Source organism: Ochrobactrum sp. EDr1-4 (assembly GCF_049199085.1).
GTDB lineage: Bacteria > Pseudomonadota > Alphaproteobacteria > Rhizobiales > Rhizobiaceae > Brucella.
Map to the genome: position 1 here is coordinate 738,307 of NZ_JBLZOF010000003.1, position 15,112 is coordinate 753,418.

The window sequence follows — 15,112 nt, forward strand, 5'->3', positions numbered from 1 at the left end:
TCATAAATAAATTTGAGATGGATGCCTTATCAGACACCCAGCCCAGTATATTTAGCAGTTGGCATAATTGTTAGCGGCCCAACACCATTGGTAAGGCTGCTAAACATGGCGCGACGTTCATGCGGTTGCGATTTGAAAAATGGGAAACGCACGGCAACGGCGTCGCGAATATTGCGAATGGGCGCAGCACCTAACCCGACCCTGATACCATAGCCTTCGTGCTCGCGCGCTTCAGCCATAACGGTCGTACCAAAAATGCGCTTGTAAAACGCCATATGCTCGGGTTTCACCGATGCAAGGCATTGATCTGCTTCAAAATATTCAGAAGCCATCGCCGCGATGCGCAGCGTGACATAGGGGATTGCCGGATATTCGCTCAACAATTCCGGGTCTGCAGCAAAGCGTGTCGGATCGACAAAGCTCATACCGCTATTGAGCAACGGATCGAGAATATCGGGGAAAAGAGCATAACTCGTGCCGCGACGATGATCGGGCGTGATGTGATGAATACGCAGCGTGCTCACAAGCTGCCCATCGATGTGAATGCCAAACACGAAAGCGTGGCTATCGCGGTCAATATCATCGACAATTGATGGCACTGCCGCTTCATGCATTACATTCGCAGTTCGATAGGACCGATAGCGCAGACGTCCAATCTCTTCGAGATCTTCCGCATGAACAACGCGACGATATTCCACCCGATCCAGAAACTGCAATAGCTGCCGCGCGAAATTAGATAGTGGCGGTGGCCCGCCAGAGACAGCTTCATTACTCATTCAAATTGCATCCGCACCCCGTCAAATCACTGCGCAGAATAAGGTGCTTTATAAGCGTGTAAAGGTGAAAGATTGAGTTTTTATCACTTGTCGATGACATAAACTCTCATTGGCCCTATCAAGCCTTTCATCTAGCATAACCGGCAGTTGTATAAATGAGAAATGGCCGCACAAGCGGCCATCCCAAATAGCAATTCGATCACTAATCCAACTCGTTGGCCAGCGACTGAAACATGTGGATTGTTTCATCCTTCACCGCAGCGCCATCGACGTTGTAATTTGCATAGGCTGAGGTTTTCACAATCACCACATGCTTGAGCGGATTGACATAGATAAACTGGCCATAAATGCCAACACCGACGAAATCCCCCTGTGGCTCGGTTGGTATCCACCACTGATAACCGTAACCATAAGCAGCTTTTCCGTCAGACGTTAATCTACCCGGCATCAGATGGGGAGCATCCGGGGTGACTGAATCATGCACCCACTGGGCTGACACAATTTGCTCACCACGATAATTCCGCCCCTCGTTCATATAAACCAGACCGAAACGCGCAAAATCACGAAGAACAGCATTTAAACCACCTGCTGCAACGACTTCCCCCGTTGAATCAGTCAGCCAGTAGGCATCTGCTTCGGCTCCGAGTTTCGACCAAAGCCGATCTTCAAAATATTTCTGAAGAGGAACGCCTGTGGCACCTTCGAGAACCATCCCAAGCACCTGCGTATCCGCCGAGACATATTGATTGACTGTTCCTTGCGGACGTTCATTTTTAAGATGCGCGGTGAAGTCAATCACCGAGCCCGTCAATATCTGAATAATGTATCTGACGATATCGGAATTCAAATCACCATAGTTTTCGTTAAATCCAATGCCTGATGACATCTGGAGCACGTTTTTTACCGTAACGCCTTTATAACCACCCTGCGCGAGCACGGGAGCATATTGATCAACAGTTTCATCGAGTTTGATTTTGCCATCAGCAACGGCATTCCCAATCAAAAACGAAACAAAAGACTTTGACAGAGACATCGCAATCGATTGCGTGGCTTGAGTATTGCCGCGGGCATACTCCTCATGAATGATGTTACCGTCTTTGAGAACGATAAAACCAGTAGTGCCTGTCCTCTTGAGGAACGCATTAAGATCGCGCGCTTCACCCTTATAATTATAGGTTGCAGGCAAAGGCTTATCGATGACTGGCAACGTACTTACATCAGCCGGATGCGCCACCTGAACTGAACTATACTTCTTATAAAGATTGCGAAAATTAGCGTCGATCACATCGGGCTTAAACGTCTGCGCATACTGATATACTGCCCAATATTCGTGGATTTTTTTCCAGAAAATCGCAGCTCCGCCAGCGGCCAGAACAATTATGAGAATCAACATATATAATAAATATCGAAAATAACGCCTCATGTTCCCACTCTTATAAATAAAAAGAATAACGAGTACCTATCAGATTCAGACGTGTTCAAAAAATGACACTCTTATATCATCATTCTTCTATGGTTGCTGAAAGTCACTATATATAGCGGGGAGAATTTTTTAAAAAATTGGAAAAAGTAATAGGACAGAGGGTTTGCAAAGATATTTTGTAAGCTCGAACCGCCCTAGGCCACACGACCCGTGTCGTGATGGACGATAGCCTTCGCAGTCGATGAACGGATTTCATCCGCTGGCATTGGTTTGCCCATGAGATAGCCCTGCACCAGATCGGCACCGGCAGCAACACGGATCAACGCCAGTTGCTCCTCCGTTTCCACACCTTCTACGGTAACGGCTAGGCCCAACTCATGCGAGAGCTGCGTCACGCCGCGTAACAGCATGAGAGAGCGGCGATCCGTCGTAATGTCCTGCACAAAGGAACGATCTACCTTAACCTTTGTCAGAGGCAGGCTGTTGAGATAGCTGAGGCTGGAATATCCCGTTCCAAAATCATCAAGCGCGATATTAATACCCGCATTTTTAAGACGCTGCAAAACAAGCGAAGTCTGGTTCCGGTCGGCAATAATCGCGCTTTCGGTTACTTCCACTTCCAACTGCCGCGCAGGAAGCCTCGATTTTTGCAAGGCATTCGCGATAACCCGGGTAATATCGCTATTTTTCAGATCGATTGCAGACAGATTGACTGAAACCCCAACGCGATCACCCCACAACATGCAATCCTGACATGCCTGATCAAGCATAAAACTCGTTATCTGCGAAATAATTCCAATTTCTTCAGCAAGAGGAATAAACTCAGCAGGAGAGATCGGACCAAGTTCTGCATGATTCCAACGTGCGAGCGCTTCATAAGCAACCACGCGCAATGATTGCGCACTGACTATCGGCTGATAAACGACCTTAATCTCACCATTCGCAATCGCTTGTCTCAGATCAGCTTTTAACTTCTGACGTCCGCGATATTTGGTGTCCATCGCACCAACAAACAGCGCCCACTGTCTGCCCTCTTCGCTCTTTGCTTCATAAAGCGCGAGGTCAGCGTTCATATGCATGCTGGCAATATCACATTTTTCAACGCTTTCAGTGGCAATACCCGCGCTGATTTCGATGTGAACCTGATCGCCCTCCAGATCGTAAGTACCGCTTGTAATGGAAACAATATGCTCCATCACCGGATCAACTTCATCTTCACTGTTCAGGTCAAAAACAAAAACGACGAATTCATCGCCACCGAAGCGGGACGCGACATAGCGCTGCGGATCAAGCGAGTTTAAGCGATCAGCAAAAAGCCTGAGAAACATATCTCCAACGTGATGTCCGAGCGTATCGTTTACATGCTTGAAATGGTTGATATCGATAACGATCAACGCGGCCAGCGTGTCTTTATCTTTGTGTGCCAGCAGCGATCGGACCATCGTTTCAAAATAGTTTCGATTAGGAAGTCCGGTTAATCCGTCAAAGCGCGCCATATGCTGAATGCGCACTTCCGATTCAACCCGCAGCGTCACATCTTCAAACATCAGCACAACGCCGGCATTTGATGTCTGATTTGAAACGCACTCAATATAGCGGCTATCAGCAAGTTGAAAAATATCGCGCGACTTACGACCTGCTAGAAGGTCGTGCATACGCAGACTGATATTTTTAAGATCGTTATGCGGAAATAATCCCTGGCGAAAACAGTAACGCAGCAAAACCTCTAGCTTACGTCCCCGTAGCTTCGTGTGCTCCGCAATTTTCAGCAGTGCCTTGGTTTTATGATTGATAACAGCGATACGCTGCTGAGCATCAAACATAAGCAAGCCTTGCGGCATATTGTTAAGAGCAGCATCAAAACGGCTGGCGACGACGGATAAGCGCCTCTTGCCCATGACTGCCGCAAACAGAAACTCGCGCAGTCCATTCGCCATCTGAATATTGGATAAAAAATACGGGATCAGCAGCAAACCAATCACAACGTGAAAGGGAGTCCCCGCAAGAATAAGGCCCGCAAGTACCGGCAGCAAAGTACATGCTGACATCAGTATCACAGCTTTCGCCGAAGCATAATTACGCCCAACAATTGATACCACAGAGGCAAGCAGGATCGTCAGGCTGGCAAGCTCTGCGAAGGAGTCTCGTAAAATATAGCTTGAAAAAAAGCACAACATACCGAGTGTTGCGCAAACCAGAGAAGCTCCAACCAAGTAGCGCGCTTCCCACTTGTCCAGATCTTCATGAGAAAGGTTGCCAAGCTTTGCCTGGTCAAATTTGTGCATGTCATAAAGGCGACCGATGGCGACAATTGTAAAAAAACCAGCAAAACCGAGAAAACGCCAGTCCGCTGTTTTTACATAAATTACAACACACGCCACAACATGGGCGAGCAAGCCAAACCATAACGTTGTTCGATTGCCATAAAGCGATCGCAAAAAAGATAGCCGCACATCGGTGGGCATATCAGGTTGAAGGCTTCGCCACATCTGTTTAATCGTACCCCTTTCATAAGGGCTACTATGCCACTAATCACTTAAAAATACCTTTCGCAGAACTAAACCACAAGCTGTCATCGTAACAATCAGCAGCTGTATTCTGTTATCCATATAGATAAATACAGCGCTTAGGCACTTAAGCAGTAATACAACTCTGAGGATTTATTTCTGCTTGTTCAGACTATTCAAAAAAGTCAGCATATTCTAACAGAAGAAGCATTTTATTTTTAGCGACGCCGATGCTTATCGCTAGAATCTCTCGAATCCTTAGTTACAAGCCCTAATTTTGCGAAACTTTCAGACGAAGAAAAATACTGAGCAGTTATTGGGCGCCATTCGCTCCATGAGAAAAAACCACCCTTGATTGTATCAGTCAACTTCACACACACCAGCACACCCCACATGCAATCCGTAAAAATTGCTCGATAGATTTTTTAGACCACTCCTACGCACTAAGTAGGGTTTGACGTTTTTTTGCACGTCCGATCCATTCTCCAACAAATTGCCCATTGATTCGCAGATTGCGCAGCGCTCCTCGGCGCATTAAATATGGCGAAATCAGAAGCCTCCGCTGGAATCCAATCACCCATGTCGCAAAAGAATCGCCCGCTCATCGCCGTCCCCACCGATGTAAAGCCGTTTGAAAACTACGTATGGCACTCGGCTCCTGAACAATATCTTGCGGCAGCAATTGATGTTGCAGAAGTCACCCCGCTTCTCGTGCCAAGCTTCGGTGACAAAATGGATATTGAGGCCATTCTAGATGGCGTGGATGGCCTGCTGGTGACTGGCTCGAAATCCAACGTCAATCCAGAGCTTTATGGCGTCGAGCAAAGTGCGGCTTTCGAGCCATATGATAATGCGCGCGATGCAACATCACTCCCGCTCATCCGTGCCGCAATTGAAAAAGGCGTGCCGGTTCTGGCTATCTGCCGGGGCATACAGGAATTAAACGTGGCTCTGGGTGGCACGCTGGCGACTGAAATTCAGGAGCTCGAAGGTCGGATGGATCACCGTGCGCCAGAAGCCGCCAGTCAGGAAGAGCGCTTTGCTATCCAGCATCCAATCAAAATCGCACCCGACTCATGCCTTGCCGAAATTCTCAAATCCGATAGCGTGAAGGTCAACTCGGTTCACCGTCAGGCAATCGACAAGCTTGCCCCAGTTCTCGCCGTTGAAGCAACCGCAGAGGACGGCACGATTGAAGCCGTCTCCGTCAAGAATGCAAAGGGCTTTGTCGTTGGCGTTCAGTGGCACCCGGAATATTGGGTTCAGACGGATGCACCATCACGCAAGATTTTCGAGGCTTTCGGTGAAGCTGTGCGTGCGCACAAGGCACAGCGCACATCATAAAGCGCATTCCGAAAAGTATGAAACAGTTTTCGGATAAGGTACGCGTTAAAATAGGAGTCTGGAGCGCCGATCTGATCCAATCAGATCGGCGCTCTATATTATCAGGCTTTCTTCAGATTAGCCGTTTCCGACACGGGCGTCAGTGCTTCGCCCTTGTCGAACCATGAAATCAGATTGTCGATCACAAGATCGGCCATGCCCTCACGGGTCTTTTCCGAAGCTGAGCCGATATGCGGCAGCAAGACCGTGTTTGGCGCATCAAGAAGCGCCTGCGGCACGTTCGGTTCATTGGCGAAAACATCAAGACCCGCAGCGGCAATCGTGCCGTTCTTTAAAGCCTCTGCAAGTGCCGCTTCATCCACGACTGAACCGCGGCCAATATTGATGAGAACGCCTTCCGAACCAAGTGCCCTCAAAACTTCCGCATTGACCGCTTTTTCAGTTTCAGCACCACCGGGGGCTACGAGAATTAGCGTATCAACTGCGTTTGCCAGTTCAAGCAGGCTTGGATAATAGGCATAGCTAACATCATCAGACTTGCGGCGGTTGTGATAGGAAATCGGCAAGCCAAATGCCTCAACGCGATAGGCAACAGCTTTACCAATACGGCCGAGGCCGAAAATACCCACCTTACGGCCACGCAGCGAGAGTTTTGAGAGCGGATAGCGGCCCTGCTTGACCCACTCGCCAGAACGCAGAAATTCCTGCGACTTTGACAATTCGCGAACCGTATCGATCAGCAGACCAATGGTCGTATCAGCCACTTCATCGGTCAGCACATCAGGCGTATTCGTGACCATGACGCTCTTGGTGGCCGCATGTTTTGCATCAACCGCATCATAACCAACGCCGAAATTGCCGATAATTTCAAGATTTGGCAGCGCATCAATCAAGCCTGCATTTACCGTCGACATGCTGGCAATACCTGTGACATCCCCGGCCCAGCTCGCTTCAACCAGCGCCGCATCGCCCTTGGGAATGCGTTTGACCTTAAATTCACCCGACAGCCGCTGCACGGCATATTCGTTAAAATTACCGAGCACCAGAATGGTCGCTTCACGTTGGGTCATGCCAGCTTCCTTATGTTCATGCAAAAATAAAGCGAGCCAGGCAAATGGCTCGCTTATTGAAGAAAAGTTCAGAGGTTTTTGGGTTTGGATGTAGATTGCCGAATGTGTAGTTCCGGCTTGATCAGTTCCTGATCATGCGAAACCTCCACACCATTTAATTGATCAAGAAGCGCGCGAGCCGCACGGCGACCCACCTCCCGCTGACCGTTCCAGACAGTCGTCAATGCAGGCGTCGCAATCGCTGCTTCTTCCAGATCGTCATAACCAGTCACGGAAATATCTTCGCCCGGCACAAGACCAGCGCGCGCGATACCATTCATCAAACCAATGGCAGAAAGATCGTTCCAGCAAACGGCTGCTGTGGGCTTATCTTTAAGTGCCAAAAACTGTGGCGCAACTTCAAAGCCGGCCTGTTTGGTACGCGGTCCAGCAATGCGCCATTCCGGCTTCACTTCCAGTCCGGCCTTCTGCATCGCCTGCAAATAGCCCTGATAACGATCCCGACCTGTCGAGGTTTGGTCGGTACCACCGATCATCGCGATGCGCGTGTGACCAAGTGAAATCAGATGATTGGTGGCAAGGCCAATGCCATAAGCATCGTCGCCACGGAAAACCGGCGCATGAACGCCATCCACATCACGCGCAATCAGCACAACCGGCAGACCATTGTCTTCCGCCAGCTGAATATCTTCCGGCGGTGTGCCAATGGCTGGCGACATAATCACACCATCTGCGCCAAGCTGCAAAAGCGTATCCATAAAGGTGCGCTGCTTTTCCAACTGGTCATAATGGTTGGACAAAATGAAGGTCTGGCGCGAGCGATCCAGTTCGGTTTCAATCGAGCGCAGAATTTCGGCAAAGAACGGGTTCATGATGTCATGAACCACGACACCCACAATGCCGGAACGCGAAGTACGTAGGCTCGCAGCGCGACGGTTATAAATATAACCAATCGCGCGGGCATGCTCTTTGATTTTCTCACGGGTTTGGTCGGCGACAAGCGGGCTGTCGCGCAATGCCAGCGAAACGGTGGCCGTCGAAACACCAAGCGCATCTGCGATGGTCGATAGCTTGATTTTCTGAGCCAAGTCGCCTCCCCGAAATGATCTTGCATCAATCACAACGGGAATCGCTTCAGATCATTTCAAAGAGAGAAGCGGCCATCCCATTTCAATTGGTTATGCCATTGCAATCAATGAATTGAAAGTTTTTTCAGCGCGGCTTTATAGCCTTACACTCATTCCACATCGTCCTCATCAACAACTTCCTTGTCCAACTCCTCGGACAGGCGCACAGAACCACGTGCTTGCAGGTTGTTTTCCATACGGCCAAGCATCTTGAGAAACGCTTTGCGCTCTTTCTTATCAAGACCTTTGAGCATGTCTTTTTCGGTCTTGCGAATGGACTTCTCAATGATCTTAATCGCCTCAATACCCTGCGGCGTAAGAAACACATGCGACTGTCGCTGATCGGTCTCTGACGCGCGCTTGACGACAAAACCCTGGCTTTGCAGTCGTGTGATGGTTTTTGTAATGGTCGGCGGACGCACGCCAAGCCGTTGCGCCAGAACACCCGGCGGCAGACCATCTTCAGCGGCCAGTTGCAGCATCACTGCATCCTGACCGGCATAAAGCCCCAATTCGAGAAGACGTGTGGCAAGCACTGTCCGTGTGAGCCGTGCTACCGATTGCATCCGGTAGAGCATCACTGCCTTGTTGTCCTTGCTCATCGCCACCTCACCCTTGGTCATCCGACTAATAAAGTGCAATCTATAGTAAGATATTGTCTGACATATGAAGCCGCAAGCACCTGCAACATGTTAAGGTAAATATTGCGGCTGCAAAGTAACTTTGCCGCAGCAAATAAAATTTCGCGGCTAACATTGCACGTCTTTGGCACATGCGAAACGCAAATGTCGGAATCTGACCAATGGTTGCTGTTTTAATCGATCAACATTAGGCTCATGCCCGATAGTTTAAGAATATTCAGCACGGAGAAAAACATGACCGACCTGCGCGACCAGAACAGCGACATGATTGTCGTCCTGCCACTTGGCGCTCACGAACAGCATGGCCCTCACCTGCCCTTTGAAACGGATACAATCATTGCTGAAGGCATTGTCGCGCGTGTCAACGAAGCACTGCCTTCTAACTTGAACGTCAATTTCCTGCCAGCCCAGCCAGTTGGCTACTCCATTGAACATATGGATGTAGAAGGCACGCAAAGCCTTGCTTTTTCGGAAGCCGTCAATCAATGGATCGGTATGGGCGAAAATCTCCATGCAGGCGGCATCCGTAAGCTCGTGATGCTCAATGCACATGGCGGCAATTCACCACTGATGACCATTGTTGCAACAGAGCTGCGCACCCGCCTCGATATGCTGGCTGTGGCGACAAGCTGGACACGCTTCGGACTGCCCGAAGGACTAATTACGCCAGAAGATAAAGCGCTCGATATTCATGGCGGCTTCATTGAAACATCAGTGATGCTGGCACTACGGCCTGATCTGGTCGATATGTCAAAGGCTCAAAATTTCCCAAGCAAACAATCTGACTTCGTAAAAGAGTTCAAACATTTGCGCGCCTATGGCCCGCATGCTTTTGGCTGGAAAATGCACGATCTCAACTCGCAAGGCGTTGCCGGTAACGCCAGCGCCGCGACCGCCGAAGCTGGCGAAAAAATCCTAGCCCATGCTGTTGCGGGCTTCATTGAACTTCTGCAAGATGTGGATCAGTTTGAACTTGCACGCTTTACGCCGGAAGTGTTGGCAAGAACGTGATTGGAGTGGATGTTATAATATAGCGTTGCATATAGCATTCCCGGATACCTTCCCTTATATGAAATACCCGATCTGAAGCCTTACAGGAGCGCATCTGCGCGACCATCAAAAGGCAGCAACGCAAGAGGCATGAACAATGAGCCAGGCTGAAGCCCAAACTGAGGACAAGTTGACCACAGAAGCAGCCCGCATTCCCGTTACCGTTCTGACCGGATATCTGGGCTCGGGTAAAACCACGCTTCTCAACCGCATTCTTACCGAAAATCACGGCAAGCGTTATGCGGTTATCGTCAACGAATTTGGTGAGATCGGCATAGATAACGATCTGATCGTCGAGTCGGACGAAGAAATCTACGAAATGAACAATGGCTGCATTTGCTGCACCGTGCGCGGCGATTTGATTCGCGTTGTGCAGGGCCTGATGCGCCGCCCGGGCCGTTTTGATGCGATTATCGTCGAAACCACCGGCCTTGCCGATCCAGTTCCGGTTGCGCAGACTTTCTTCATGGATGACGATGTGCGCGCAAAGACGGTACTTGATGCCGTTGTTGCCCTTGTCGATGCCAAGCACCTTCCGCTGCGCCTGAAAGACAGCCGCGAAGCCGAAGACCAAATCGCATTTGCTGACGTGGTACTGATCAACAAGACCGATCTTGTTACACCGGAAGAACTGGCAGCTGTTGAAGCCACTGTCCGCGCGATCAATCCACATGCAGTCATGCATCGCACTGAACGCTCAGCCATTCCGCTTGATCGCGTACTTGATCGCGGCGCCTTTGACTTGAAGCGCGCGCTCGAAAACGATCCGCACTTCCTTGATCATGATCACCCCGATCACGTTTGTGGCCCTGATTGTGATCACGACCATGGACATGATCATCACCATCATCATGGGCACGATCATCATCATGGGCACGATCATCATCACCACCACGATCATGACCATACCTGCGGCCCGGACTGTAATCATGATCATGGGCATGACCACGGCCATGATCACAAACACGATCACCATCATCATGACCATGCATCGCCGATCCACGATGTGACTGTAACTTCGGTTTCGCTTCGTTTGGGTGAAGTTGACCCGGCAAAGTTCTTCCCATGGATTCAGAATATCACCCAGACACAGGGCCCGAATATTCTGCGTCTTAAAGGTATCATTGCATTTAAGGACGACCCGGACCGTTACGTGGTTCAGGGCGTGCACATGATCATCGAAGGTGATCATCAGCGCGCATGGAAACCAGAAGAAAAGCATGAAAGCCGTCTGGTCTTCATCGGACGTGAGCTGGATGCGGCTGAACTCAAAGCTGGCTTTGAGAACTGCCAAGCCTAGTAAGATTAGCAAAGTAAAATTGGACACTGATGCCTACAGTTGCCCCACTCGACCTTGACGGTCATTGCCTTTACGCCCGTTTTATAAACGGCGTTCCCTTCTTTGCTCTGGCCGATGGAACGATCCATCGGCTGGACAATGGCCACCAGAACAGCACGGCGCATGACGGACTACTCAGTGCAACACTGTCCTTTGACGGCAAATCACTGCTCACCGGCGGCGAAGATGGCCGCGTCTGCCAAACCTCCTCCGATGGTACGGTAACGGAGCTTGCCAAAGTTCCGCGCAAATGGATGACGGCAATTGCGAGCGGCCCAAGCGGCACTGTTGCTTTCGCTTCAAGCCGCTCGGCATGGGTGCGTACATCCAATGGCAAAGTGCAGGAATACCCGCAGGAACGCAGCGTCGAAGGCATTGCTTTCGCGCCGAAAGGCCAACGTCTGGCAATTGCCCGCTATAATGGCGCAACGCTGATCTGGACAGGCACCGAAGCAAAGCCTGTGGAGCTTGAATGGAAAGGCGCACATATCGGTGCGATCTTCTCCCCCGATGGCCGTTTCCTGATCACATCGATGCAGGAAAACGCGCTGCATGGCTGGCGATTGGAAGACAGCAAGCACATGCGTATGACCGGCTATCCAGCGAAGGTTAAAGATTGGTCGTGGAGCGTAAAGGCCAAATGGCTTGCCACTTCGGGCGCACCGGCTGCAATTGTCTGGCCCTTTGCTGGTAAAGATGGCCCGATGGGCAAGGCACCGCTGGAACTGGGGCTTCGTGGCGACAGCATGGTGACATCCGTCGCCTGCCACCCAGTCGAAGATATCACCGCCATTGGTTATAATGACGGCATGGTGCTTCTGGTACGCTTTGAAGATCAGAAGGAAGTGCTTCTGCGTCGCCCCGGCAAGGGTGCAATCACCAGCATGGGCTGGGATGATCAAGGCACACGTCTGGCCTTCGGCTCTGAAACGGGTGACTGTGGCGTCATCGATATGACAACCACCTGATCAGCATAGTCAAACAAAAGGCCCCGATCGTGGCCTTTTTTTGTTACTTCGCTTTCATCGTGACCGTTGGTCCACCGTCTGGACCAAGGGAAGCCACCCATTGGCTGATAGCGGACGCATCCTTATCGCCAAGCATGTGATTGGCATCAATCGTCCGGGCATCAACCTTCGCACCACCAGCGCGCAACAGCGCCGAGAGAGCTGGTGCGAATGGCGAATACAACTTGTCTTCTTCACCAGTGATCGTCAGAACGCGTGTCTTGCCAAGATTGGCAACCGACACATTATCCAGAACCGGCATGGAGCGCATCAGCACGGCACGCTTCACCAAGTCCGGGTGAAGCATCATGGTTGCTGCCAGCAGATTTGCGCCATTCGAATAGCCAACGAATGTCGCATGTGGCAAATCAAGATCTTTCTCGTCAGCAAGCCGTGTGAGGAATGTCACAAACGCATTGGCTTCGAGCTTCACGTCTTTCTGGTCAAACTTGACGGGCGTGATGCGCTTATACCAGCGTGTGCCACCATCCTGCATCACGCGACCGCGCACGCCAAGAAGCGTAGCACGTGGCCAGATTTTTGATGCCATGGGAACAAGGCTGGCTTCGTTACCGCCTGAACCATGCAGCAGAACAATCACTTCATTGGACGCGTTTTCAGGCTTATAAAAACGATAGATGAACCGCTTGCTGCGCGAGAAATTCTGTTCCGGCGTCGTTTCAACATCCATTTTCTTTTCACGCATTGTTACGCCCTCACCCAGTCGGGGAGTGCCAGTTTCATCTTTCATAGAAGCGGAGATGCCGTTTAGCGCCATGCCTTGTGACTTACTCACAACCTTGACAGGCATGAGCTCACCCTCTGCGAAAGCAGTGCTTGTTGTTGCTGCGAGCGCCATCATTATGGCGGCTATAAACGTCTTCTTTACCATAAGCTCAACTTGCCACTTATATGTTAACGAAGGTTTTAAGGCAGCCCCCCGGATCCGATTAAGACCCGTGCCAATTCGATTTACGCGGTGCTCTTAACAACAGAGATTTAGCAAGAATGTGACGAAAACACGGAAAATTACGACCTGTTACATTACTGTTACACTTATTTTGCCTATCAACATCACGTGAGGCATAATTGAGTGGCAAAAAAATCATTCTTTTGACGTGTTTAAAGCGAAAACTGCCCTAACTATAAAAAATTATTCTGGCGGAGAAAATTTCGATATGAGCAGCTTCAAGCCTAGCCGTTTTTCGTCTGCCCGCCTCAATTCAGGCGATGTGACGCCGAAAAGCCTTTATCTGCGTCGACGCGAGTTTCTGATTGGCGCAGGCGCAATCGCTGCGACAGGCTTTGCCTCTGGCGCTCTTGCTGACCCACTGAAAGCAGCCGCATCGGCCTATAAGGTTGATGAGAAACTGACACCAAAGGAGTCGGTGACCACTTACAATAATTTCTATGAGTTCGGCACCGATAAGAGCGATCCTGCCGCCAATTCAGGAAAATTCAAACCGTTGCCATGGCGCTTGAAAGTCGATGGGCTGGTCAAACAGCCAAAAGAATTCGACATGCAAGAGCTGATTGCCAAAATGCCGCTCGAAGAACGCATTTATCGTATGCGGTGCGTCGAAGCATGGTCGATGGTTATTCCATGGATCGGCTTTCCGCTGGCAAGCCTGCTCTCGCAAGTCGAACCGCTCGGCTCTGCCAAATACATCGCTTTCACAGGCGTTGTGCGTCCTGAAGAAATGCCCGGCCAGAAGGGATTGTTCCAAGCCCTGAACTGGCCTTATGTCGAAGGCTTGCGCCTCGATGAAGCCATGCATCCGCTGACACTTCTGTCAGTTGGTCTTTATGGTGAGACATTACCAAACGCCAATGGCGCACCTATCCGCCTTGTCGTACCATGGAAATATGGCTTCAAAGGCATCAAATCTATTACCAAGATCAGCTTCGTGGAAAAGCAGCCGCCAACATCATGGCAAGAACAAGCCGCCAATGAATACGGCTTCTATGCCAATGTGAACCCCGACGTTGATCATCCGCGCTGGTCGCAGGCAACCGAACGCAGAATTGGCGAAGGCAGCTTCTTTAGCGCCAGCCGCCGCCCGACTTTGCCGTTCAATGGTTATGGGGATGAAGTCGCTTCGCTCTATGCGGGCATGGATTTGCGGAAAAACTACTGACATGGTCGCCAAATCCCGCTCAGCGCGTATCAACGATCTGAAAATTTGGTGCCTCTATATTGTAGGCCTGATCCCCGCTGTCTGGACTTTTTATCTCGCCGCAACCAATCAGCTGGGTGCAGACCCGATCAAAAGCTTCGAGCATACGCTTGGCTTATGGGCGCTGCGGTTTCTAATTCTGACCTTATTGGTCACGCCGATCCGAGACGTCACAGGCGTCAGTCTGCTGCGTTATCGCCGTGCACTAGGCCTTTTAGCCTTCTATTATGTGCTGATGCATTTCACCGTCTATATGGTGCTGGATCAGGCATTGAATATTTCATCTGTCATTGCCGACATTGTGAAACGACCGTTCATTACCATCGGCATGATCAGCCTCGTGCTGCTGGTGCCTCTGGCGCTCACATCAAACAACTGGTCTATCCGAAGGCTTGGGCGGCGATGGGTTACCCTGCACAAGCTAGTCTATATTGCCATTGCAGGCGGTGCGATTCACTTTTTGATGTCAGTCAAAAGCTGGCCTGCCGAGCCAGTTATTTACGCCGGGATTGTCACAATGCTTTTGTTGTGGCGCGTGGCGCGTCCATTTTTCAAAACAGGCAAACAAACAAAGCGCCCACGAGAGGCCGCGCTAATATTAAAGAAATAAGTTGTAACGGCTTTGTTTAAATAAACTCTAATCTATCAAAT

At 50.3% G+C, this 15,112-nt stretch carries 13 protein-coding genes; 6 read left to right on the top strand and 7 right to left on the bottom strand.

The window, feature by feature from the left end; all coding sequences use genetic code 11:
- Positions 1–29: 29 nt before the first annotated feature.
- From ACOZHT_RS14600 to ACOZHT_RS14610, 3 genes are all read right to left on the bottom strand, one after another.
- Positions 30–776 (bottom strand): N-acyl amino acid synthase FeeM domain-containing protein, encoded by a 747-nt coding sequence (locus tag ACOZHT_RS14600; protein ID WP_339511270.1) that lies wholly within the window; start codon positions 774–776, stop codon positions 30–32.
- A gap of 202 nt (positions 777–978) precedes the next feature.
- Positions 979–2,199, bottom strand: a complete 1,221-nt coding sequence (locus ACOZHT_RS14605) for a serine hydrolase (protein WP_339511268.1) — start codon at positions 2,197–2,199, stop codon at positions 979–981.
- Positions 2,200–2,393: 194 nt separating this feature from the next.
- On the bottom strand, positions 2,394–4,688 hold the full coding sequence (locus ACOZHT_RS14610; RefSeq protein WP_339511266.1) for a putative bifunctional diguanylate cyclase/phosphodiesterase: 2,295 nt from the start codon (positions 4,686–4,688) through the stop codon (positions 2,394–2,396).
- A 597-nt stretch (positions 4,689–5,285) separates the two neighbouring features.
- Between ACOZHT_RS14610 and ACOZHT_RS14615 the strand changes: the two genes are divergently transcribed.
- The gene (locus ACOZHT_RS14615) at positions 5,286–6,050 is read left to right on the top strand and encodes a gamma-glutamyl-gamma-aminobutyrate hydrolase family protein (RefSeq protein WP_339511264.1); all 765 of its coding nucleotides are present in this window, start codon (positions 5,286–5,288) and stop codon (positions 6,048–6,050) included.
- 101 nt (positions 6,051–6,151) lie between these two features.
- Here the strand turns inward: ACOZHT_RS14615 and ACOZHT_RS14620 are convergent, their stop codons facing one another.
- The 3 genes from ACOZHT_RS14620 to ACOZHT_RS14630 all read right to left on the bottom strand — a co-directional run bounded on the left by ACOZHT_RS14620 (position 6,152) and on the right by ACOZHT_RS14630 (position 8,849).
- Positions 6,152–7,120, bottom strand: coding sequence for a 2-hydroxyacid dehydrogenase (locus tag ACOZHT_RS14620; protein ID WP_421565855.1), 969 nt, complete (start codon positions 7,118–7,120; stop codon positions 6,152–6,154).
- 68 nt (positions 7,121–7,188) lie between these two features.
- The gene (locus tag ACOZHT_RS14625; protein ID WP_250038635.1) at positions 7,189–8,208 is read right to left on the bottom strand and encodes a LacI family DNA-binding transcriptional regulator; all 1,020 of its coding nucleotides are present in this window, start codon (positions 8,206–8,208) and stop codon (positions 7,189–7,191) included.
- 149 nt (positions 8,209–8,357) lie between these two features.
- Positions 8,358–8,849 (bottom strand): MarR family transcriptional regulator, encoded by a 492-nt coding sequence (locus ACOZHT_RS14630; protein WP_339511259.1) that lies wholly within the window; start codon positions 8,847–8,849, stop codon positions 8,358–8,360.
- Between the two features lie 273 nt (positions 8,850–9,122).
- Here ACOZHT_RS14630 and ACOZHT_RS14635 point away from each other — a divergent pair, with 273 nt between their 5' ends.
- From ACOZHT_RS14635 to ACOZHT_RS14645, 3 genes are all read left to right on the top strand, one after another.
- Positions 9,123–9,899 carry a creatininase family protein gene (locus ACOZHT_RS14635; RefSeq protein WP_339511257.1) on the top strand — a complete coding sequence of 259 codons (777 nt, stop codon included), beginning with the start codon at positions 9,123–9,125 and terminating at the stop codon, positions 9,897–9,899.
- A 136-nt stretch (positions 9,900–10,035) separates the two neighbouring features.
- Positions 10,036–11,238, top strand: a complete 1,203-nt coding sequence (locus ACOZHT_RS14640; RefSeq protein WP_339511255.1) for a GTP-binding protein — start codon at positions 10,036–10,038, stop codon at positions 11,236–11,238.
- A 29-nt stretch (positions 11,239–11,267) separates the two neighbouring features.
- Positions 11,268–12,245: a WD40 repeat domain-containing protein gene (locus ACOZHT_RS14645; RefSeq protein WP_421565856.1), complete on the top strand. Its 978-nt coding sequence runs from the start codon at positions 11,268–11,270 to the stop codon at positions 12,243–12,245.
- 43 nt (positions 12,246–12,288) lie between these two features.
- On the opposite strand, the gene ACOZHT_RS14650 is transcribed toward ACOZHT_RS14645, so the two are convergent.
- Positions 12,289–13,146, bottom strand: coding sequence for an alpha/beta hydrolase (locus ACOZHT_RS14650; RefSeq protein ID WP_421565871.1), 858 nt, complete (start codon positions 13,144–13,146; stop codon positions 12,289–12,291).
- Between the two features lie 316 nt (positions 13,147–13,462).
- Here ACOZHT_RS14650 and msrP point away from each other — a divergent pair, with 316 nt between their 5' ends.
- Both msrP and msrQ read left to right on the top strand, forming a co-directional pair.
- Positions 13,463–14,422 carry a protein-methionine-sulfoxide reductase catalytic subunit MsrP gene (gene msrP / locus ACOZHT_RS14655; protein ID WP_421565857.1) on the top strand — a complete coding sequence of 320 codons (960 nt, stop codon included), beginning with the start codon at positions 13,463–13,465 and terminating at the stop codon, positions 14,420–14,422.
- 1 nt (position 14,423) lies between these two features.
- On the top strand, positions 14,424–15,071 hold the full coding sequence (msrQ, locus tag ACOZHT_RS14660; RefSeq protein ID WP_421565858.1) for a protein-methionine-sulfoxide reductase heme-binding subunit MsrQ: 648 nt from the start codon (positions 14,424–14,426) through the stop codon (positions 15,069–15,071).
- The last annotated feature ends 41 nt before the right edge of the window (positions 15,072–15,112 follow it).